Source organism: Aquirufa sp. TARAVU-A1A (assembly GCF_054558675.1).
Genome location: NZ_JBPXKP010000003.1, coordinates 190,543 through 213,886, shown reverse-complemented (window position 1 = coordinate 213,886; position 23,344 = coordinate 190,543). Strand labels below are relative to the sequence as shown.

20 protein-coding genes are annotated in these 23,344 nt (G+C 35.0%); 19 read left to right on the top strand and 1 reads right to left on the bottom strand.

Features of this window, described 5'->3' with window-relative positions; all coding sequences use genetic code 11:
- The first annotated feature begins 95 nt into the window (after nucleotides 1-95).
- The 14 genes from V7S75_RS05410 to V7S75_RS05345 are packed head-to-tail and all read left to right on the top strand — an operon-like array spanning nucleotide 96 to nucleotide 14,643.
- Nucleotides 96-1,541, top strand: coding sequence for a lipopolysaccharide biosynthesis protein (locus tag V7S75_RS05410; RefSeq protein ID WP_459512012.1), 1,446 nt, complete (start codon nucleotides 96-98; stop codon nucleotides 1,539-1,541).
- 40 nt (nucleotides 1,542-1,581) lie between these two features.
- The gene (locus V7S75_RS05405) at nucleotides 1,582-2,574 is read left to right on the top strand and encodes a methyltransferase domain-containing protein (RefSeq protein WP_459512010.1); all 993 of its coding nucleotides are present in this window, start codon (nucleotides 1,582-1,584) and stop codon (nucleotides 2,572-2,574) included.
- Nucleotides 2,575-2,593: 19 nt separating this feature from the next.
- Entirely contained in the window at nucleotides 2,594-3,634 is a 1,041-nt protein-coding gene (locus V7S75_RS05400; protein ID WP_459512009.1) for a hypothetical protein, read from the top strand.
- A gap of 7 nt (nucleotides 3,635-3,641) precedes the next feature.
- On the top strand, nucleotides 3,642-4,895 hold the full coding sequence (locus V7S75_RS05395; RefSeq protein WP_459512007.1) for a glycosyltransferase: 1,254 nt from the start codon (nucleotides 3,642-3,644) through the stop codon (nucleotides 4,893-4,895).
- A 6-nt stretch (nucleotides 4,896-4,901) separates the two neighbouring features.
- Nucleotides 4,902-6,020, top strand: coding sequence for a DegT/DnrJ/EryC1/StrS family aminotransferase (locus V7S75_RS05390; RefSeq protein WP_459512005.1), 1,119 nt, complete (start codon nucleotides 4,902-4,904; stop codon nucleotides 6,018-6,020).
- A 1-nt stretch (nucleotide 6,021) separates the two neighbouring features.
- Nucleotides 6,022-6,795 carry a glucose-1-phosphate cytidylyltransferase gene (rfbF, locus tag V7S75_RS05385; protein ID WP_459512004.1) on the top strand — a complete coding sequence of 258 codons (774 nt, stop codon included), beginning with the start codon at nucleotides 6,022-6,024 and terminating at the stop codon, nucleotides 6,793-6,795.
- 3 nt (nucleotides 6,796-6,798) lie between these two features.
- Complete coding sequence (rfbG, locus tag V7S75_RS05380) at nucleotides 6,799-7,899, top strand: CDP-glucose 4,6-dehydratase (protein WP_459512003.1); 1,101 nt, start codon at nucleotides 6,799-6,801, stop codon at nucleotides 7,897-7,899.
- The gene (locus V7S75_RS05375; protein WP_459512001.1) at nucleotides 7,850-8,347 is read left to right on the top strand and encodes a dTDP-4-dehydrorhamnose 3,5-epimerase family protein; all 498 of its coding nucleotides are present in this window, start codon (nucleotides 7,850-7,852) and stop codon (nucleotides 8,345-8,347) included. Before rfbG ends, V7S75_RS05375 begins: the two co-directional genes overlap by 50 nt.
- Nucleotides 8,338-9,222 (top strand): glycosyltransferase family 2 protein, encoded by an 885-nt coding sequence (locus tag V7S75_RS05370; protein ID WP_459511999.1) that lies wholly within the window; start codon nucleotides 8,338-8,340, stop codon nucleotides 9,220-9,222. Before V7S75_RS05375 ends, V7S75_RS05370 begins: the two co-directional genes overlap by 10 nt.
- A 38-nt stretch (nucleotides 9,223-9,260) precedes the next feature.
- On the top strand, nucleotides 9,261-10,205 hold the full coding sequence (locus V7S75_RS05365) for a class I SAM-dependent methyltransferase (RefSeq protein ID WP_459511998.1): 945 nt from the start codon (nucleotides 9,261-9,263) through the stop codon (nucleotides 10,203-10,205).
- Nucleotides 10,206-10,263: 58 nt separating this feature from the next.
- Nucleotides 10,264-11,496 (top strand): hypothetical protein, encoded by a 1,233-nt coding sequence (locus V7S75_RS05360; RefSeq protein WP_459511996.1) that lies wholly within the window; start codon nucleotides 10,264-10,266, stop codon nucleotides 11,494-11,496.
- A 28-nt stretch (nucleotides 11,497-11,524) separates the two neighbouring features.
- Nucleotides 11,525-12,571 carry a glycosyltransferase family 4 protein gene (locus V7S75_RS05355; RefSeq protein WP_459511994.1) on the top strand — a complete coding sequence of 349 codons (1,047 nt, stop codon included), beginning with the start codon at nucleotides 11,525-11,527 and terminating at the stop codon, nucleotides 12,569-12,571.
- 9 nt (nucleotides 12,572-12,580) lie between these two features.
- Complete coding sequence (locus V7S75_RS05350) at nucleotides 12,581-13,756, top strand: glycosyltransferase (protein ID WP_459511992.1); 1,176 nt, start codon at nucleotides 12,581-12,583, stop codon at nucleotides 13,754-13,756.
- Nucleotides 13,756-14,643 (top strand): NAD-dependent epimerase/dehydratase family protein, encoded by an 888-nt coding sequence (locus V7S75_RS05345; RefSeq protein ID WP_459511991.1) that lies wholly within the window; start codon nucleotides 13,756-13,758, stop codon nucleotides 14,641-14,643. Before V7S75_RS05350 ends, V7S75_RS05345 begins: the two co-directional genes overlap by 1 nt.
- On the opposite strand, the gene glmS is transcribed toward V7S75_RS05345, so the two are convergent.
- Nucleotides 14,644-16,479, bottom strand: coding sequence for a glutamine--fructose-6-phosphate transaminase (isomerizing) (glmS, locus tag V7S75_RS05340; protein WP_459511989.1), 1,836 nt, complete (start codon nucleotides 16,477-16,479; stop codon nucleotides 14,644-14,646).
- Nucleotides 16,480-16,747: 268 nt separating this feature from the next.
- Here glmS and V7S75_RS05335 point away from each other — a divergent pair, with 268 nt between their 5' ends.
- The 5 genes from V7S75_RS05335 to V7S75_RS05315 all read left to right on the top strand — a co-directional run bounded on the left by V7S75_RS05335 (nucleotide 16,748) and on the right by V7S75_RS05315 (nucleotide 23,344).
- On the top strand, nucleotides 16,748-18,592 hold the full coding sequence (locus V7S75_RS05335) for a glycoside hydrolase family 13 protein (RefSeq protein WP_459511987.1): 1,845 nt from the start codon (nucleotides 16,748-16,750) through the stop codon (nucleotides 18,590-18,592).
- An 86-nt stretch (nucleotides 18,593-18,678) separates the two neighbouring features.
- Nucleotides 18,679-19,335 (top strand): hypothetical protein, encoded by a 657-nt coding sequence (locus V7S75_RS05330; protein ID WP_459511985.1) that lies wholly within the window; start codon nucleotides 18,679-18,681, stop codon nucleotides 19,333-19,335.
- 12 nt (nucleotides 19,336-19,347) lie between these two features.
- Nucleotides 19,348-20,334 (top strand): hypothetical protein, encoded by a 987-nt coding sequence (locus V7S75_RS05325; RefSeq protein WP_459511983.1) that lies wholly within the window; start codon nucleotides 19,348-19,350, stop codon nucleotides 20,332-20,334.
- A 3-nt stretch (nucleotides 20,335-20,337) separates the two neighbouring features.
- Complete coding sequence (locus tag V7S75_RS05320; protein ID WP_459511981.1) at nucleotides 20,338-21,348, top strand: LamG domain-containing protein; 1,011 nt, start codon at nucleotides 20,338-20,340, stop codon at nucleotides 21,346-21,348.
- Between the two features lie 76 nt (nucleotides 21,349-21,424).
- The gene (locus V7S75_RS05315) at nucleotides 21,425-23,344 is read left to right on the top strand and encodes a sensor histidine kinase (RefSeq protein WP_459511979.1); all 1,920 of its coding nucleotides are present in this window, start codon (nucleotides 21,425-21,427) and stop codon (nucleotides 23,342-23,344) included.

Here is a 23,344-nt window from a genome sequence, read left to right as displayed (position 1 = left end):
TTTCAAATAGTTGTTTGCAATTCTTTATTTAACTCAGTTATTCTACATTCTAAAATTTACATATTCGGGAAAAGAGAAACCTCTGAAATCATAAAATGAACCCAAATAAAAAGTCGAAATTTAAATCATTGTTTAATCAATCTGTATTTTATGGTATTGGTAATGCTATTCAAAGTTTTGCGGGTTTCTTGTTTTTACCACTATTTACAAAGTACTACAGTACAGAAGAATTCGGAATATATTCGTTGATTTTAACAATATCGTCAATTGCAAATGCAATTTTTTTTCTGGGTGCATCTAGTGCATTGACGAGGTATTATTATGAAGAAGATTCAATTGAGCATCAGAATAGTGTCGTTACAAATAGTTTTATTTTAGGTTTGATTGGTTCAATCTTGTTAATATTATTTGGATTGGGATTTTCATCTTATTTCTCTTTTTTAATTTCAGGGAATTTGAAATTTGAGAGTCATATTCAATTAATAATTTTCTCTACGGCCTTTAATATAATAGTAAATTTCAACCTTGTAGTATTGCGTTTAGATGAAAAGAAAACGCATTATTTGTTATGTAGTTTAGGTGTTTTTTTTGTTAATATTTTCATACTCTATTTGACGCTAATTATTTTTGGACTTAAAGTTTTTGCTCCGATTATTTCCGCTTTTATTGCCAATTTTGTTTTTTTAACAGCTTCTGTTTATTTCGTCAGAACAAAAATTGATTTTAAATTATTCAATAGAGAATATTTAATCCAGTATTTCAAATTTGGAATTGTAATCATAGGAATTGGCATGTTATTTTCTATACTTGATTCTGAGGATAGATTCATACTAAAAGGATTCTCAAGTCTGAAAAATGTTGGAATTTATTCTTTCGGATTAAGATTAAGTAGTATAATAAATGTGTTTTTTATTCTTCCTGCAGGTCTTGTTTGGTCTGTCTACAGAATGCAATTTTACAAGGATCCAACTTTCAATGATTTAACTGCAAAGATTTTTACCTATTTTTTTAACGTTGGGTTGGCAATTATCTTTTTTTCTGAGTTATTTATTTATCACATTGCTTCGATTTTTAACATTAATTCGAATTATATAGATTCTTTCAAATTAATGCCAGTATTGATGCTTGCATTGTTGTTGTATGGTTGTACAACTTATCTGGAGTTTGGTCTTATTATTAAGAATAAATTATATTATTATCTCCTTTTTTATTGCCTCGGTTTAGTATGCTTTTGGGTGATATCAAATTTGTTAGTGCCATATTTTGGTGTCACCGGTATCGCATATTCGAAGGTAATAGTCTTTGCACTTATTTTATTCGTATTGGCTAGCTTTTCAACTAATTATTACAATGTACCTATTCAAAAAAAGAAAATTTTTATACCAGTTATATTTATCTTCTTAAGTTTTGTGATAGTTGATAAAATTTCAGGATTTCATATAATTTACAAATTAATATTTTTCTTGGTTTACCTTGTTCTGAATTTTGTTTTTATAGTCTCTCCAGGTGATAAAATGAAACTTAAAAGGCAGTTTAATTAAATAGATATTTTTAATATTTCTCTTTCAAACCTTTACTTTAATGGCCATTTCAAATAGATTTCAGTTAAAAAATATTAATCAAAATTCATTTTCAAGAATTCAACATTTGAATTCTTTAAATATTAAACAAATAGAAATTGATTTAAAAGAAAGAGGCAAGTCGATTTTTCAGTCACTAAATGATCCGATAAGTTCTATTCATGACGACATCGAATTATTGGAATTTGAAAGATATAAATTACCATTCAAAACAGTATTGAACAAGAATAGTGGGCTAGTTAGAACTGATCCTTATGTTACTCCTGAATATTTGAATGAATTTTACACGAAACATTATAGGAATTTATATCGAATGGAAAATGATTCAAGCTTAGAAGTTTCAGCAAACGAGGCATTAAAGTTTGGTTATAGAGTTTTCTCTTTTGTTAGTAATCACATTAGTAAAGAGGCTAAGATTTTAGATTACGGTTGTGGTTTAGGGCTGTTTTCAATTCCATTTGTATTAAATGGATTTACTAATTACAAGGGTGTGGATTTAGGCGAAGATTATATTAATCATGGAAAAAATCTCGGGTTTAATGTTTATCAAAATTCAATTGATGACTTGATTGCTAAAAACGAAAAATTTGATTTGGTTATCACGCATCATGTTTTAGAACATATTCCTGATATTAATGAATTTTTGTCTAAAGTAAAATTAGTTCTGAATGATGGTGGGAAGTTTTTTATTGCAGTACCAGGTTTAATTAATCTTCCTTTGGCATATGATTTGCTTGATTTTTTTCAATTTCCTCACTGTTGGTCTTTCACTAGATCCTCGCTAAATAAGCTATTGTGTAAACATGGATTTAGTGAAATAATTGGAAATGAAGATATTTATTCTTTATTCGTATTAAATGGCGAGTTAGGGGCTATGAATAGCTATAACGAGAGCAATAAAATTATATCATACCTTTCGAAAATAGAACGAAGTTACAGATTTAGGTATGTTGTAAATTTAGTGAAGAAAATTAAAGGGATTTTTGTTAGTTGATTTTAATTAATTTAGATATATGAAACTAGTTGATGTGACAGGTTATGGGAATTCTGGCAAAACAGCGATCTCTGATTATCTGAAGGATTTTAATAATGTTTCTAGTTTTCCCAATTATGTAGAATTCGAACTTTTTAGAGCAAAGAATGGATTAGTTGATTTATATTTTTCTAATTATGATAATTGGGGATTGATTAGATCAAATTATTCAATTATTGAATTTAAGAAATTAGTTAATAGAATAGGTCAGGACTCGAGTCGAATGCCATTCTTCCTTGGGAACCTTACCTCTTCGGGGCATAATTATGAGAAACTCTTTTTAAATAATTTTATAAAATTATCGAATGAATATATAGATAGCATAAGTTTATTCAAATATAAATCATTCTGGCCATATCAATATTTTTATCACAATTCTATCAAAATGTTTATCCTCAAAGTGTTGAGAAAGGTTCAGCTTTTTGATGATTCTGCATTAATAACTATTACCTCAAAAAGTGAATTCAGACAGTTAACAAATAATTATATAAATAAGCTCTTTGAAACAGTAATTGATTCTAACAGTAATATTTTTCTTTTAAATAACTCTTTTGATTTTAATCCTATACCTAGTTTAGATATGCTAGAAAATGGTTACTCAATAATTGTTGATCGAGATCCTAGAGATATTTATGCTTCTACAATCAATTCAAATGACGGCTACATTCCGTTAATTGAGAGGTCATTGAAAAATAATTTAATGACGAAAAGGTTTTTTTTAGGGACAAATAATATTGATCAATTTATATATAGGTACAAATTATTAAGATCAAATGAAAATCTAGAAGCACACAGTAGAATATTTAGGTTACGATTCGAAGATTTTGTCCTTAGTCATGAAGAGTTTTCGGAAAAATTGAATGTATTTCTAAACTTAAATTCATCGGATAAAAAAACTGGAAATTTATTGTTTGATCCTGCTTTATCAGTAAAAAATATAGGTATTTGGAAAAAATATCGGGATTTGCCTGAAATAGCCAAAATAGAAAAAGAATTAGCGGAATTTTGCTATCAATCGTAGGTAATTCATGAGGGAATCTCTTTGCTTTTTTTTTCCTTATCATGAGGATTCTGGCGTTCCAGTTTTATTTTATCGAATAGCCAATGCAATTGCTGCTTCCAATCCTGATATTCAAGTTTCTGTAATAGATTTTGAAAATGGGTCAATGTGGCGGAATTTGCATGATTTGCCGAATATTAATAAAGTAAAGTTTGAGATTAATGTGTCTGTTTCTCCACCGGATGGTAGTATATTGATTTTACAATCACTTGTGCCATATTATTGGCCTAAGGAACTATTTTTAAAACCAGATCAACGTTTGTTTTTTTGGAATTTGCATCCATATAATCTAATTCCATCTCTCTTACCAATACCACTTTTAAGAGATTTGACGATGAGTAATTATGATTTATATAAAATTGTCGCTAAGCTTTATCCTAAATTACTTCGCAAGCTTAAGCAGTTTGTAGAAGTCCTTTTATCCAATAATGGGCTTTATTTTATGGATAAGTCTAATCTAGAGCTTACAGAGAAGTATTTGTATTTGAACATTACAAATAGGCAATTTCTTCCTGTGCCAGCAGACTTTGTAAGCAAGGAAGTAAATTATAAAGGTAAAACAAAACTCAATGAAAGAATCAAATTTGGTTGGATAGGTCGACTTTGTGATTTCAAAAGCCATATCCTAATTTATGCAATACAGTGTCTGAATAAAATTGCATCAAATTTTGAAGATAGAAAATTTCACTTTCATATCGTAGGGTCAGGTCCAATGGAATCCTACATTAAGAGAGAGGTTTCAAAATGCGATTCAATTGAAATTGTTTACCATGGTTACTTACCACATAAACAAATCGATAATTTTTTGAAGGATGTGGATATTTTATTTGCCATGGGGACTTCTGCATTGGAAGGAGCAAAATTTGGTATACCTACAATTTTGTTAGATCCAACATTGAAAAAGGTTAATGATGATTATGTCTTTAGAATGCTTCATGATACTGAAGAATACGATTTAGGGCATTTTATTACAAATAATGACTTTATTCAAAAAAACACTTCTTTAAATGACTTATTGGTTAATATTATTCAAAATTATGAGTCCGTTTCAAATGATGTATTAACCTATTTTATGTCAAATCACCATTTGGAAAAAGTGAAAGATACTTTTTTGGAAAAAACTGCCAATACAACACTCACTTTTTCAAAGTTGAGAGCTGATTTTTTTGAGAAGCCTAAATTGTTGCAAATTTATAATTTAGTTAGAGGTTTAAAATCTTAAAGTAGGATGAGGTTATCAAAATCAGTACTTAATCACTTAGAGGCAGAAGCTGTTACTAGAGTTCTATTAGAGGATGGATATTTAGGAATGGGTGCAGAAGTAGGAAAATTTGAAGAGGACATTGCCAATTATTTAAAAATCCCTTCATCAAATGTTGTCTGTGTAAACTCAGGAACTGCAGCGCTTCATTTGGCTGTTGACTCGATATTAAAACCAGGAGAAGAAATATTGGTCCCATCTTTAACGTTTTTGTCCTCTTATCAGGCAATTTCAGCTGCTGGTGTAGTTCCTATTTCATGTGAAGTCAATGAGGAGACACTTTCGATTGATTTAAAGGATGCTGTAAATCGGATTTCATCTAAAACAAAGGCAATCATGTGTGTTCATTATGCAAGTAATCCCGCTTGCCTAATTGAATTATATTCCTTTGCTAATTTGCATGGTTTGCGAGTAATTGAAGATGCAGCACATGCATTTGGTTGCTCGAAAGATCAAAAGAAAATAGGCTCTTTTGGCGATATAGTTTGTTTCTCATTTGATGGTATAAAAAATATAACCTCTGGTGAGGGCGGGGCAATTATTACAAGTGATACGAATGTTTTGTCTATCGTTAAGGATTCTCGGTTGTTAGCAATAGAGAAAGATTCAGATAAAAGATATGTTGGTCAGAGAAGTTGGGATTTTGATGTGTATAGGCAAGGGTACCGATATCATATGAGTAATATTTTCGCGGCTATCGGAAGAGTTCAATTGTCTAAATTTGAATTAGAATTTGCCCCCAAGCGAAAAGCGCTTGCTAAAAAGTATTTTGAGTTATTAAACTCCAACAAATACGTGAAATTCCAGTCTGTTGAAAATGATGTTGATATCGTTCCACATATAATGCCAATAAGAGTGTTGAATGGGGAAAGAGATTTTTTAAAAATTGAGTTAGAAAAGGCAGGTATACCAACTGGTATTCATTATAAACCTAATCATTTACTAAGTTATTACGGTGGAGGGAAAACTTCACTGCCTGTTACTGAAAAGGTATATTCTCAACTTCTCACATTACCGCTTCACCCCGAAATTACTTTTTCAGAAGTTGAAAAGATTTGTGAACTTATTAACAATTTACTGCGATAGAATGAAAACAATATTATTAGCTGGTGGACTTGGGACAAGACTCAGTGAAGAGACCGTTGTTAAGCCTAAACCAATGGTTGAAATTGGAGGAATGCCTATTTTATGGCACATTATGAAGACTTATGCTAGCCATGGGTTTTCTGATTTTGTGGTTGCTCTAGGTTATAAAGGCGAGGTAATTAAAAACTTCTTTTTAAACTACAAACTTCATAAAAGTGACTTAATAGTGAGTTTGAAATCAGGAAATGTGAAGTTTGAGAACGATTCCTCTGAAGACTGGACAGTTGCGTTACATGAGACGGGTTTAACAAGTCTAACTGGCGGTAGATTGTATAATTTAAAAAGGCTTTTTAAGCCCGGAGATACATTTATGTTGACATATGGAGACGGAGTAGCTGATATTGATATAAATAAACTAGTTGATTTTCATAAATCACATGGAAAAATTGCGACATTAACTGCTGTTCGTCCACCAGCTCGTTTTGGTTCAATTGAAATGACTCAAGATGGTACTATCACGGAATTTAAGGAAAAGCCACAATTAGGAGAGGGGTGGATAAATGGTGGGTACTTTGTATTTAATTACGATGTCTTTAATTATTTAGAAGATGAGTCAACAATTTTAGAAAGAGAGCCACTTGAAAATTTAGCGAAAGACAATGAACTTGTTGCTTATAGGCATGATGGTTTTTGGCATTGTATGGATACGATTCGCGATAGAGATAATTTAAATGAGTTATGGGCAACAAATAAGGCGCCATGGCAAAAATGTTAAGATATGTTTAAAAGTATTTATAAGAATAAACGGGTTTTAGTTACAGGTCATACAGGTTTTAAAGGATCATGGCTAACTACTTGGTTATTGAATTTAGGGGCGGAGGTTGCAGGATATTCCATTAGCATCCCAACTACACCATCTCACTTCGAAGAGTTGGGTTTAGAAAATAGAATTCAACACTTTATAGGGGATATACGAGATTATGCACACTTACTACGTGTTTGCGAAGAGTTTAAACCCGAATTTATATTTCATCTGGCGGCACAACCATTAGTTCGGTATTCATATGAAAACCCTAAGGAGACGTTTGAAGTGAATATGCTTGGAACGTTGAATATTTTAGAAGTTATTCGACAATTAAATGACGTAATTAAAGTAGGTGTAATTATTACAAGTGATAAATGTTACGATAATGTAGAATGGGTTTATGGATATCGTGAAGATGACAAATTAGGAGGTGAGGATCCATATAGTGGCTCAAAAGGAGCTGCTGAGCTGGTAGCTAAGTCCTATATGAAATCATTTTTCACCAATGGTTATCCCAATGTTTGTACAACCAGAGCAGGAAATGTAATAGGAGGGGGAGATTGGGCAAAAGATCGGATTGTACCAGATATTGTTAGGTCATGGTCAAATAATAAATCTGTTGAAATTCGAAATCCAAATAGTACAAGACCTTGGCAACATGTTTTGGAGCCATTGAGTGGCTATTTATGTGTTGGTGCAGAATTATATGAAGAGCATTCAACACATAAAAATCAAGCATTTAACTTTGGACCAGATTCAAATGTCAATAAAAATGTAGGTGAACTAATTGATGAAATGAAAATTTTGTGGGCTGATTCACCTGGCTGGCAAAACATTCAAATTAGCGATGAAAAAAAAGAGGCTAATTTATTGAAGCTTTCTTGTGATAAAGCCAATATACAATTGTCTTGGTATCCTATAATGGACTTCAGCGAAACGATTGAATTTACCATGAAGTGGTATTCGCATTTTTATTTTGAAGAAAAAGCTGTATTTGAATTTACCCAAAATCAAATTGGTCTATATGCAGAGAAAGCTAAAAAGAAAGGGATTAAATGGGCAGTTGATGAATAAGGAAATTGTAATTTCGGGTTTAGAGAAGGTTCCATTAAAGCAAATCATTGATGAACGAGGAGCTGTATTTCATTATTTAAAATCAAGTGATTCCACATTTAAAGGCTTTGGAGAAGCCTATTATTCTAAAGTAAATCCTGGTATTATCAAAGGGTGGAAAAAACATAACAATATTCATCAACATTTTTGCGTACCAGTTGGAGCGGTAAAAATAGTTATTTATGATAATCGTGAAAACTCTCCAACTAATGGACATTTTAATGAAATCGTTTTAGATGAACTTAATAATTATGTTCGCTTAAGTATTCCCCCTGGATTATGGTACAGTTTTAAGTGTATTTCAGAAAGTTTTGCATTACTGGCAAATATAATTGATACACCTCATGACCCAAATGAGTCTGAAGTGTTGCCATTAGAAACTAATAAAATAAACTACCTGTGGAAATAGAAGGCGGAGCTCCATTTGTAAGCGTAATCATGAACTGCTACAATAGTTCCGAATTTCTCCGTGAGGCAATTGATTCTGTAATTAACCAATCGTACTCTAATTGGGAATTAATCTTTTGGGATAATCAATCAACAGATGAAAGTGCTTCAATATTTAAAAGTTATAAGGATACACGCCTAAAGTATTTTTATTCCCCCTCTCATACATCTTTGGGTGAGGCGAGGAATCTCGCTGTAATAAATGCGAAAGGTAGTTGGCTTGGATTTTTAGATTGTGATGATATTTGGATAAGTAGCAAACTTGAAAATCAAGTTGAGTTAATTAAGGAATCTAAAGATGAAAAATTGGCATTGGTATATGGGAAAGTACTTAACTTTTCAGATAATGGTTTGACTTACCATATTTTGACAAAGAATAATTTACCTAATGGGGATATTTTTGGCGAGCTTGCAAGAGATAATTTTATTCCTGTCAGCTCTGCACTAGTTAGAATTGATCGGTATTGGAAGGTAGGAGGGATTAATTCATTCTTTCGACAAGCAGAGGATTATGATTTATTTGTTAAAATTTCTCATCAATTTAATGCAGTTGCAGTTGATGGACTCGTTTCGAAATATAGAATCCATGCAAATAACCTTTCCGCGTTCCAAAAAGACCTTTGTTATACTGAGTCAATTGAAATTTTAATGTCATTTTTGCCAGATAAACGAGCTATTAAGGGATTGAGATTTTGGTCCTCTTTGTATTTTCTCTTTTCAATTAAAAGGCTGAAAATTAACAAGGTATCTATTTGGTATTTTTGGAAATTTGGTTCATTTTCTGAGTTAATAATATTAATATATCGTTACTCCAAAGCCATTTTTTTAAAATCATGAAATTGGATATGTTTACAACCTTTAGCTAAGAATTTAGAATGGAAAAATTACATAATTTGCTTGCCTGTCCAAATTGCAAGAATGATTTGAAAATTAAAAATGATAAGGCCTTTTGTTCAAATGAGGCATGTCAACATCATTCATTTCCATTCTCTAAATCCCAAAACAAATTTGTTTTGGTTGATTTTAATAAATCAATTCTGAAATCTAATTCAATTTCTGAAGATGACAAATTAGAACTTGTTCATAGAAATCAAACTTCTAATACTTTAAGAAAAGCACTAAGAAGGGTTTTGAACGGTTCTCCCAATACCTCCAAATGTAACTTTCAAAAAGCGTTATCAGTTGTTAAGCTTGAACATACCTTAAGGATATTGATTATAGGAGGAGGTACAATAGGAGAAGGCCTTGATGAATTTTATTCAAATTATAAAGATTCAATAATCTCTTTTGATGTATATAATTCAATAAATGTTGATTTTATAGCAGATGCGCATTCAATCCCATTGAAAACAAATTCGATTGATTTAATAATCATTCAAGCAGTTCTGGAACATGTGTTTAATCCAAAGGAAGTTGTTGGTGAATGTTACCGTGTTTTAAAAAATGACGGTGTTATATATGCAGAAACTCCCTTTTTACAAGGTGTACATGAAGGAGCATACGATTTTACTCGTTATTCCGTTTTAGGTCATCGAATTCTATTCAAAAAGTTCTTTGCGATTGAAATGGGAATTATTGGTGGCGCTGGTGTTTCCCTGTTATGGTCAATAGAATATTTTTTTAGAGGTATATTTAGGAGTGTACTAGTTGGGAAATTTTTCAAAGTCATATTTATTTGGATTCGGTGGCTGGAGAAATTGATTCCAGAAAAATATAATATTGATAGTGCTTGTGGATGTTATTTTATGGGTAAGAAAATTGATAATCTCACTGAGCTAAATCCCTGGGAGTATATCACAGAATATAAAGGTGCACAATAAATGAATATTTCTCTTGTGAGTAATAGGATTTCTGTAATAAGTTACTGAATTTATTTTGATGACGATTCTCAAAAGTAAAACCAATAATTTTGTTTATTTTTTGGTGGCATGTGCAATTATTGCACCTAAAATAAGTGGCATTGATTTTTCAATTTTGACATTATTAATTGTTGACTTTTATTTGATATTAAAAATAAAAAGACAACATAAATTCCCTCCAAACTATTTTTTTATAGTGGTTATTTGGTTGATATTAATGGCTTTATCATTCCTTTCTTTTATTATACTTGGAACAATTGATTTGCAATTTATCCTAAAACCTTGTCGACAGATTGTTTTACTTGCCTTATTATTGATCGCAGCTGATCGACTTCAACTAAAAATTGACGATGTTTTTAAAATTATAATAATAGCAGCAGTGATTAATTTTTTATTCATTGCATTGCAATTGTTTGGGCACAATTTTTGGGGAATACCAGGATTTTTATTGCCCCCTACATTTAATGAAGAAGTTGATGCACCTTTTAGAAAGCCAGGACTAATGTCAGGTTATCCACATGCAGGATTGCTGGGATTATTAGCCTTACAATGTCTAATTTATTTTAATAGACGAATGAGTCGAATCTTCTTTGTTCTATTATTTAGCATTTTAACGCTAACATTGATAGTAACTTCTAGAACTGCGTTGATGTTAGCAATTATACCATTCAGTATGTTAATTTTACTTAGTTTTAAAAGTAAAAAGGCACTTAGCGGAATTTTACTTTTTTTATTTTTTGGTGTTATCCTCATTGCCAATATTATTAAAATGCTCCCAGAGGATACTTTTACTCATTCATTTGAGATATTTTTGAATTATAATGAAAGTAAGTCCTTGAATACGCTAAGTACAGATGCTACTTTAGAAAGTTATGTGTTTCCATTAAAAACATCTACTTGGTTAATTGGAAACGGGAAATATATGACTAATGATTATAATTTAAATGTCGATGATGGATTTCAAATTCCATTATTTGGAGGAGGTGTAATTTATCTAATCATAACCGTTTGCTTGTATTTTTATTATTTTTTTAAATCTACTTATAGACTAAAATCTACCTTCAAAAAATACACAATCAGCTGTATATTTTTGATTGTATTTATTGCAAATTTTAAATTGGACACCATATTTACTAGGGTATTAAGTGACATTTTAACCCTATTTTTTGCAATTGGTTTACAATCGAAATATAATCTTGAAGATTTTATGCTAAACCCTTTAAGGGGCAAGTTGAATGAAGTTGCTAATTGAAGTTATTAGTTACCAAAATTAATAAAGATTGAAAGAAATTAAAGTTTTACATGTTTTGCCAACACACAAGATTGGAGGTGTAGAATTGGCTGCATTATCGTCTTTAAACTATCTAGATGATTTTTTTGACTTTAATCTTGTTTATATTTTTAATAATGAATCCCAAAATTCACTAATTGGAAGAATTAAAGGAGTTGTAAATACAATTAAATGCCTTTTAATAAATACTCCTGATATATTAATTACCTCACTTTGGTTATCAGTACTTGTTGGTTTTCCTCTCAAGCTGATTTTTAAAAAGAAGATTACTTGGGTACACTTTGTTCACAATACCAAGTTCTTTCATTTTCTAGATCAATTATTTAATAAAATTGGTCTGGTGAAATGTGATTATGTTTTTGCGGATTCCCAATCTACGGAGGCATTTATAGTCAAATATTCCTCAAAGCCAAGTTATGTCATATCATTTCTGCTTTCAAATGGAGGCTTTTCAAAAACAGGCAAGTCTATTAGTTTAGAAGAAGTTTCATTTATTTACATTGGCAGAATTGCAAAGCAGAAAAATTTAGAATTAGCTTTTCGTGTTATTTCAGGCCTTAAAAAAGAAGGATATTCTGTTTTGTTTGATATTTATGGCCCGATAGAGATGAATTTGGATGATTTGCAAATGAAAATAAATAAATTAGATATTAACAGTAACGTTGAATTTAAGGGGGTCGTAGCGCCAAATGAGATTAATGATTTAATGAAAAAATATAATTTTTATCTTCAAACAAGTGCGGTAGAAGGTATGGCAATGAGTGTTGTACAAGCTATGCAAAATGGCTTAGTATGCTTGGTTACTCCTTGTGGGGAAATCGCCAATTACTCTCAAGATATGATTTCTGCTATCCATTTACATGATGGAATTGAAAATGGATTTTTAGATTTTATTAATAAAATCAAGTCGGTAATTGTTGATCCTATTCTATATGATAAAATATCCCAATCAGCATTTCAAAGCTTCTCAGATAATTTGTCTTATCAAGAGTCAATGAAAAATACCTTAGAGCATATTTTGAATAAGTATGAATAATTCAAATCTATGAAGTTATTATTCGTAATTACGGATTTAGGTAGCTTTAATAATTTTCTAATTGAGCTCGCTTTATTATTTTCCGAAAATACGGAAAATGAATTGCATGTGATTTGCTCTAAAGAAAAGGTGATTAATGTAGAAGGCAATAATTATTCATTTAAACAAAACTTGTTTTTTCATTTTGTAGACATTCCGCGTGGATTCAACTTTATAAGGCTTATCAATGCATCACATAAAATAAGGAAAATAATAAACAGAGTAAATCCTGACTTAGTACATATTCATTTTACAACTTCTGCTTTCCCGACTTTGATTTTTAAATCTTCTAAAGTTACTTATTGGTCAACATTTCACGGTTTAGGCATGAATTCAACCTCAGGTTTGAAGAGGTTAGTTTTTTCTATTGTTGAAATGTTTTGTTTCATTAAATCTGATAAAATATTCGTATTAAATTCGGTTGATTTAAATCTTGTGGATTCATATAGCTTTTTGAAATCGAAGGTCGTTAAACTCAAAAGTTTAGGTGTAGGCTGCAATATTGAAAAATTTGATCCAATTAAAAGCAGACAAGCTTTTATCGAGAATTTTCAAAACACTCACTCAATTTCTGACTCTCATACAATAATAACATATACTGGAAGGTTTGTTTCCTTTAAAGGATTCGATTTAGTTATCAGAATTTTCAAAAATCTAGTAAAAACATATCCCAATAAGTACAAACTACTTTTAATTGGCGGTGAGGATCTAATACATCCAACGGGCTTAACTCCTGATGAGAATATATTTCTTGAAACAAGTCCAGATATTATAAACGTAGGATTTATATCTGAAGTACAAAATTATTTAGCAATAACCGATTTATTCGTATTCCCAAGCAAGAAAGAGGGACTACCAGTATGTATACTTGAATCCCTAGCCATGGGTGTCCCCGTAGTTTCTTTCAATACAAGGGGTAGTAATGAAATAGTCGCAAATGATTATAATGGAAAACTTATAATGCCCATATCAAATACTTGTTTAGAAGTGAATGAATTTGTCAAACAAATTGATATTATTGTAAATGACAAATCTTTATATAATCAATTGAAGTTAAATGCATTAAAAGATCGATTACTGTATTCAAGAAACAATTTTATTAACGAGTCTTTTCGAGAATATATGATTTTCCAAGAACAGCATTAATGGCAGAAAAATTAATCACAATTTCTGGCTCTTCAGGATTCTTAGGCAAAAATCTAATCCATTATTTATCGCCAAATCGCTTCAATTTACTGAAGCGTGATGAAGCCTCAATTTGTAGTTCCCACGCCGTCATCAACCTCGCCGGACTCGCACACGACCTGAAATCAGTTGCTGATCCAAGTAGTTATTACCAAGTTAATACCGAATATAGCAATCGCCTTTTTGATGCCTTCCTAGCATCAGATGCAGAGGTGTTCATTACCATCAGTTCTGTGAAAGCCATTGCAGATACGACCGATGAAATACTCGTCGAAGAAGTCAGCCCTAATCCCGAAACACACTATGGGAAAAGTAAGTTAATGGCTGAATATTATATTAATTCCAAACAAATTCCTACCGGGAAACGAGTATACATTTTGCGCCCTTGTATGATTCATGGACCTGGGAATAAGGGTAACTTGAATTTGCTTTATCAGGTGGTAAAAAGGGGATTCCCCTGGCCTTTAGCCGCATTTTCTAATAAACGTTCCTATTGTAGCGTGGAAAACATTTGCTTCGTCATTAAAGAATTAATCGAACGAAAAGATATTTCAACAGGGACTTATCACATTGCCGATGATGATGCGCTTGATACCAATCAAGTCATTCAGTTGATAGGGGAGTCTTTAAATCAAAAAGTTTACTTAATCCCAATTCCTAAACGTTTCATAACATTTATTGCCCGATTAGGAGATTTGCTGCATTTGCCTTTAAACTCTGAACGATTGAGTAAATTGACTGAAAACTACCAGGTTTCTAATCAGAAATTGAAAAATGCACTCGGCAAAGAATTGCCCGTCCAAGCAAGGGAAGGGCTATTGGCCACTTTGGCAAGCTTCAAATCTTGATTATTCCACCGTCACCGACTTCGCCAAATTACGTGGTTTATCCACATCCAATCCGCGTAATACACCGATGTAATAAGACAATAATTGAGTAGGTAGGACGCTAATCAGCGGAGCCAACAACTCATCCACCTCCGGCACAACCATCACATGGTCGGCCATATCGCGAATCAGCGAATCTCCCTCCGAAATCACCGCAATCACCATACCTTTGCGAGCCTTGATTTCCTGGATATTACTCACAATCTTCTCATAATATGCATCTTTGGTCGCGATGAACAAGACCGGCAGGTTTTCGTCTACCAAAGCGATCGGACCGTGCTTCATCTCCGCAGCCGGATATCCTTCTGCATGGATATAGGAAATCTCTTTCAATTTCAAAGCGCCCTCTAAGGCAACCGGGAAGTTGTATCCACGACCCAAGAATAAGAAATCACGCGCATTTGCGTAATGTTTGGCAACTTCTTTAATGGCTTCATGTGTTGCCAAAGTCGTTTTGACCTTTTCGGGAATCAATGCCAATTCTGCAATCAAACGATCATATTCTGCTTTGGCTAGGGTGCCTTTGGCTTTACCTATTTTCATCGCCATCATGGCTAGAACGGTCAATTGGGCCGTAAAGGCTTTCGTACTCGCTACGCCAATTTCCGGACCGGCATGCGTATAGGCACCCGCGTGTGAAATACGTGCAATCGAAGATCCCACAGCATTTACCACCCCAAAAATAAAGGCTCCTTGTTCTTTCGCGCGTTCGATGGCTACCAAGGTGTCCGCCGTTTCCCCACTTTGGGAGATTGCTATGATGATATCCCCCGGCCCAATCACCGGATTGCGGTATCGGAATTCCGAGGCATATTCCACTTCCACCGGAATGCGGCAAAGGGTCTCAATCATGTATTCGGCGACTAAACCGGCGTGCCAACTGGTTCCGCAGGCTACAATCACGATTCTTTTGGCCTGAGAAAAAACAGATAAATGTTGTTCTACACCCGCCAAAGTCAACGTCATGTTTTCGCTATCCAAACGGCCGCGTAAACAGTCAGTCAATGAGGCTGGTTGGTCAAAAATTTCCTTCAACATGAAATGGTCATAGCCACCCTTTTCGATTTGGGCTAATTCCATGTCTAATTGTTGGATATATGGCGTAATCGGCTCATTTCCCAAATTCTTCAAGATGATTTCATCTTGGGAAATAATGGCCAATTCATAATCATTGACGTAGATTACTTTCTTCGTGTATTCGATAATCGGCGAGGCATCAGATGCCAAAAAGTGTTCGCCATCACCCACACCAATCACCAAGGGACTTCCTTTGCGCGCCGCGATCAGTCGGTCTGGGAATCCTTCTTCCATCACAATGATGACATAAGCTCCTACTACACGTTTCAAAGCGATACGCATCGCTTCTTCCAAGGAATAATTATTGCTTTGTTGGATTTCCTCAATAAAATTCACCAATACCTCCGTATCCGTCGCACTCTCAAACGTATAACCCTTCTGAATCAACTCCTGCTTCAAAGATGCATAGTTTTCGATGATCCCATTATGGACCAAAGTCAATTTGCCTGAATTCGATTTGTGTGGGTGTGCATTCACATCGGACGGTTCTCCGTGCGTCGCCCAACGCGTGTGTCCGATCCCCACTGACGCCGTCAGGGTGATTTCGTCAGTCCACGCTTCCAGCTCAGCAACGCGTCCTTTTTTCTTGAAATTGGTGATGTTTTTACCGTAAAGTGCAATTCCTGCGCTGTCGTAACCGCGGTATTCTAAACGCTTAAGACCTTTTAAAATGATGGGATAAGCGGCTTGAGAGCCGATGTAGGCGACGATTCCACACATAGGATAATTGTTTTAGGGCTTTAATTAGTACAAATATCTCGAAATCTACGTGGAAAAGCAAGATGTCCGGGGGTAAACGCTGCCGGGGTCTCTGACCCCGGCAGCGTTACGCAAACAACCACTTTTTCGTCCGTTTCACTACCTAAAACATGATAATTTTTACATTTTTAGGCCATTTTTCGCACTTTTTTGAGTCTTTTCAGCTAAATTTAACCCACAGGTTGTTAGGGTCTTGACCCTGACAACCTGAACAAAACCCTCCAGATTCATGAAGAAACTTATATTATTCCTATTTGCGGCAATTAGCCTACATGCACTTCAAGCACAAGATTTACGCATCGAACCGCTCAACTGGTGGGTGGGCATGAAAAACCCCAAATTACAGCTGCTAATCCATGGAAAGGACCTAAAGGGAGCCGAGGTAATCGCGAAAAAACCGGGTTTAAATATCGTGAAAGTGCATACTGCAGATAGCCCGAATTACCTTTTCGTAGACTGTGAAATATCGAAAAACGCGCTGGCAGGGTCTTATCCAATTGATATCAAAAAGGGGGGTAAAATCCTCCACCACATCGACTATAAACTCGATTCCCGTACACCTAATTCCGCGAATCGTCCGTCGTACTCAACGAAAGACGTTATCTACCTCATCACACCCGATCGTTTTGCAAATGGCGACCCGAGCAATGATGCTGCTCCAGGCTACCGTGAACCAAATCCCGCGCGTAACGAAATGTACGGTCGGCATGGGGGTGACTTAAAAGGCATCATTGACCGTTTACCTTACATTCACGACATGGGATTTACGGCGATTTGGAACATGCCGGTTTTGGCCAATGATCAGGCGAAAGAAAGTTATCATGGTTATGCGATCACGGACCATTATTTGATCGACCCGCGTTTTGGGACGAATGCGCAATACAAGGAATTAGCGGAAAAGGCAGGCCAAAAAGGCATTAAGCTCGTGATGGATGTCGTGTTGAATCACTGTGGCGATGGCCACTGGTGGATGAAAGATTTTCCGTTTAAAGATTGGATTAATTTTGATGGAAAATTTGTGTCGACGACACACCGCAGGGAAACGGTTCAAGATCCCCATGTGTCACAATACGATGCCAAAATGCAGACAGAAGGTTGGTTCGTTCCTGCCATGCCGGATTTGAATCAAAAGAATCCATTTATGGCTAATTATTTGATTCAGAACACAATTTGGTGGATTGAATATGCGCATTTGGGAGGTATTCGGATTGATACATATCCCTATTCTGAAAAGCATTTCGAGGCACGCTGGTCGGATGCGGTATTAGCGGAATATCCCAATTTGAACATGGTAGGTGAGGAGTGGTCATCGAATCCAATCATTACGTCTTATTGGCAAAAAGGTAAAATCAACCGTGATGGTTTCAAATCATCCTTGCCTGCCTTGATGGATTTTCCTTTGCAAAACGCCATTTCGGAGGCAATGAATGAGAATGATCAAGATTGGGGTAAGGGCTTGAATAAGATTTATTCTGTGATTTCGAATGATTTGGTTTATGCGAATCCGGATAATTTGGTGGTTTTTGGTGATAACCATGACATGTCACGTTTCTATTCACAGGTCAAACATGACCAAGCTTTATTCCGTATGGGAATGACATATTTGTTGACGACACGGGGTATTCCACAAATTTTTTACGGAACCGAAATCTTGATGTCGAATCCCAAAAGCAACGAACATGGCGAAATTCGGGGCGATTTTTATGGCGGTTGGCCTGGAGATGCCAAAGATGCGGTAACTCAGCGCGGCTTTACGGCAGATGAGAAGAGCACGCAAGATTTCTTTAAGAAATTGTTGAATTGGCGGAAGCATGCTGAAGTCATTCATACAGGGAAATTGACGCATTTTGGCCCAGAAAATGGGGTATATGTATATTTCCGTTATTCGGAAAAAGGCAAAGTGATGGTCGTGATGAATAAGAACGCCACGGCGAAGACACTCAGTATGGGAAATTATGCGGAATTGATTAAGCCAGGCGCTCAATTGACCGATGTCTTAAATGACAAAACACAAGTTTTGGGAGCGAGCTTGGAGGTTCCTGCGAAAACGGCATTGGTGTTTGAGGTGCGATAAATTATTGACCGTTAAATAATTAATGTTTCAGGTAATCCTGCGGGCTTTCTATTTTTGAACGATTCTTAGTTTTAAAAATAGATAAAATGTTAAACGCGCGCAAGTTATTGCATGGGGCACTCGCATCCATTGTATTCATATCATCTTTATTTCTGTCTACTAGTTGTAGTCATCAGATCAAAACCGGAATGGGTGGTTTTGCGGATATTTCCTTGAATCGGAATTCATCCGAGTATGATATCAAGCGATTACCTGAAGTTTCTGGTACAGGTAATGCAATCATGGGTATTCCATACACAAGCAGTAACGCTGCTAAAAATAAAACTGGTTTTGTTTTTCGATTAAACGGTGTTACAATTGGACGCGCCCCTCGAATATTTCCCATCTTGACCTTATTAGCTTTAACCTATGGAACAGGTGATTACATTCAAACTTTTGTAGGGCTTAATGATAGGCCAAAGTCTTGGGATGACTATAAATTAAGTCTAGGTGTATCCTGTTTGATCGCTTTACCTGTAACAGGTTTTGCAAATAATTTATTGTGGAAAAATGTGGCTGTAACGAATTTATTGCACGAAATGAATTACCAATTAGTTGATCAAAATCCCGATATCGATGTATTCGCAAGTCCAAAATATTTAGTGAATAATAAATGGGGAATTTGGACGCAAAATGCTGATGCGAAAGTTAATGTCTTAGGTGCTCGCATCCGTACCGAACGTGTCGTGGTTCCAAAACCGTAAGTTCAGGTCAGCATGCTCAAGCGTCTAAAATATTTATTAAGAAGCGCATTTCTGATACTCGGATGTGTTTTTGCTGTACAAGCACAGGAAATTTCCAACGTGCAAATTGGCTACGTGCCTGAAATTAAGCGTTTTGAGGTATATTTTGATTTAGACGGGAAGTCTAATCAAGGGGTAGATTTGAATGTCTACGTGCAAGAATTTCCGAATGGTGCTCGCAAACAAATTGAAGCAACTGCTATTCATGGTTTGAATCTGAAAGGTGTTTTGCCTGGGTTTAATTATTATTTTCAGGTTGATTCGAAGGGCTTGAATTTGCCGCCATCTGAATATGTTTTTGAAATTACTTCTAGCGTTTTACAAGCGAAAGGGGAATTTAAACCTGCTGACACCACTCGAACCGTTATTCCTCAGGAACCCAAAAAGAAAATTCAACTTATTCAGCTCTTTGATCAATCGTTTAGCTTTGCATCGGTGGGAATTAGTCCAATTGCTTTGGGGGGTGAGCAATCAAATTTAACGCTCGCAGGAAATTTTGGATTTATTCGTGGTGGATATGGGTATAGTTTGACCGTGTTGTATGGTTTAGCGAGTGCTCCTTCAACAAATTATGTAGCTTCAAATTCACAAATAACCAATTATACTACGGCAAATTCTATCTACAAATTTACCAATGAGGTGAAGGCTACTCGCTTATCGATCGTTCCTTCTTTCCTGCTTGGAATTAAAGAATATTTTTATCTACGAGCTGGTTTGGGTTATGGCTCTCGCTCTTTGTATTGGGCTGCAGATGAATTTAATTATGCAGGGACAAAAACCGCATCGATATGGGCGAAAAATGCTTTTGCGAGCCAATCTGGTCTAGAAGTTGAAGGAGGAATAAATTTGATGTTTAAGCGAATTCATATAGCGACAGGAATAAACTATTTAGGTTTGTTTAAGTCGGCCGACACGAAAGCGTTCTCAGATGTGTGGATATCATTTGGTTTAAATTTTTAATACATGAAATACTGTTTTTGGGTCTTTATTGTTTGTATCCTTTTTTCATGTGAAAAAGATCCCGCGATTCCGGAGGGGAAAGGTAACTTTATCGATATAAGTACTTCTGAAATTTCCAATGTGCAAGATACAAGAGCAGTTTCTGGTATTTTAATTTCAAATTTAACGAGTCAATATGTAGTTCAAGAACGTGGAATTTGTTGGGGCTTAACGAATAATCCAACAATTTCCGATGCATCGATTTTGACAAGTTCAAATTCCACTACGCTTCCTATTCGGGATTTAATCCCAAGTCAAAAATATTATGTTCGTTCATTCGCAAAAATTAACGGCATTTACACATATGGGAATCAGCGCGAATTTATAACCACAGCTGCGAATACAGCACTCAATTCAGGATTGATAACCTATCTTCCTCTAAACGGGGATTCTAGAGATTATTCAAGCTCAGGGAATCATTTGTCGGGAAATGCAACCAAAACAGCGGGTCGATTTGGTTCCGCAAACTCAGCCTATTTTTTCAACGGATCTAGCAATTTTTTAACAACGTTACTTCCCAAAAATATCCCAACCAATAATGCTGCTTATTCCATATCTGTTTGGTTTAATGCAAGTATATGGAATCGAGAGATGGCTATTATGGGCTATGGCCCATCAAGTAACTCCGCTGCGAGTAATTATTTGAAGACGATGCCTACTGGAGGCTTGCTTCATTACCATTGGAACTTGGATTTTTTAGTAACTAAATCCGTTTTTACGAATTCATGGATTCATCTTGTGATAACATATGACGGTGGTACAGAGCGTTATTACCTCAATGGGCAATCTTTTGGATCTTGGTCGCATCCGGCAAGTCCTTTGTTTGTGAATCCTAGTGTGCTTTCCATAGGTGCCCGTGTTGTAAATGCTGCATCGAATGATGTTAAAGAATACTTCAATGGTTCTGTAGATGAATTGAGAATTTATAATCGTGCCTTAAGTGCTTCGGAGGCTTTGGCATTGTATAATCTATAATTTTTGATTTTTAATTAGAAGCCCTTATCTTGCTCTTGATAAGCCCTGAAAAGGCCCTAGTTCTAATAAAAATCGAATGAAATTAAGCCTATTCAAGGCCTTACTATGTTTGTTGCTGCTCGTTTCTTTCCGAAGCTGGTCAAACGATTCCTATAATCCCCTTAAGTTTAAAAAAGACCTGCGTTTTCAAGATCCCCAGTATATGTGGAAAATCTGGGATCGAGTTTTCAAACAAGATGGAGGTTTTTTTTCGAATGCTAATGTGGGAGATTTGGAACGAATTTTAGAATCTCAATGGGCAGCTGCTCGAAAAAAAAGTAATCTCGATTTAATGGTGAAGGCCGCGATTCCACTCGCCATGGTCTATCATAATCAAGCCAAATTTACCCACGGCTTACCTTTTTTAGAATTCTTATTCCAGCATCAAAAACAAGTCCCCGTCTATTATTGGCGGCATATTCTAATTAAACTCGAAGAGGAATATCGGGGAAAAAACGAAATCGAAAAAGCTATCCCCATTCGGAGATTACGAATAAAATTAGGTTACATCAAAACCTTTTGGGAAATCTATCGTGAATGCGGTTTGTTTGAAGATGCTTTACGTGACTTTAAACAATTTCAGCCTGTCCCTCCTCGTGGGGATTATAGAAGACTCTTTTATTTGGAACGATTAGGTTGGTTGTATTCCGATTTGAAAAATTATAAAAAGGCCCGCGAAATATATGAGCAAGGCTTTAAGGAGGTTTCCGAAGTTCGTTCTGCCGCTAAGGAATATTATCTTCCGCGCGAATTGCTGTACTGGGAAGGGTTGTTTAAAGGCCTAATTGCTCAATGCAATATGGAAATGGGCGATTACCGGATGGCAATTCCCATGTTAAAATATGATATTCAGGCAAGTGGCGACAACCCGGACAATCAAATAGCTAAGGAAATTTTATTGGCTCGAGCCTATTTGCATTATAAACGATGGGAATTAGCAAAGTACTACATGGATCATGCTCGAGTGTTGATGGCTCAAAAAGTCATTCGACCCGTAAAGATTATGTTGCTCAGTGCTTATGCAGATTATTATGCGGCCCAAAATCAATTTGATTCTGCGTATTTTTATAATACTGCGTTACATGCTTACCAAGATACGGTGAATGCGCACATCAATCGGAATAAGTCTATTTTGCTTTTGGGTCAATTAGAGCTGGTTAAACACCGTGCGGAGTCACTCAAAAATTTGCACCAGGTAGAAGTGTATTCGGAGGCGGCAAAGTTGCAGGATTTCAAAATTAAGTTGTTAAGTATAATTCTCGGAACCATTTTATTTGGCTCAGTACTTCTCTATGTTAATTTTCGCCAAAAAGGTTTGCTGACGCAAAATCGTATTCAATTGGATTTGGAGCATGAACGAAATGCAGTACTGCTCAAAGAATTGCATCATCGGGTGAAGAATAATTTACAAGTGATTTATAGTTTATTGAATCTTCAGAAACGGCGAACTAAAAATGAGGAATCCGTTGATTTGATATTAGCACTTCAAAATCGTATCCAAACGATTGCGTTGGTGCATAATAATCTGTTTCAATCTGATGAGATGGAATTTGTCCAATTAGATAGTTATGTGCGCACATTGGTTGAACATTTGCAGCAAATGTATGCGCAAGATGAAATGCACCCTGTACATATCGACTTCCACATCGAGGATTCGATCAAGTTGCGGTTTGAACGGATTGGGACCTTAGGTTTGATTATTAATGAAATTGTTTCCAATGCGTTTAAATATGCATTTGTAGGTGAATCTACCGGTAAATTAATGATTGATATACAGCAGAAAGGCCTTCAGGTCTTTGTATCCATCGAGGATAATGGACCTGGTTTAGTCGAGGAGATTAATCAAAATTCAAATTTAGGGATGCGGCTCATTCGCATATTGAGTGAGCAAATGGGGGCGACCTATACCCTGCATCAAAGCCAAGGTATCAAGCATTTATTACAATTTATGATTTAA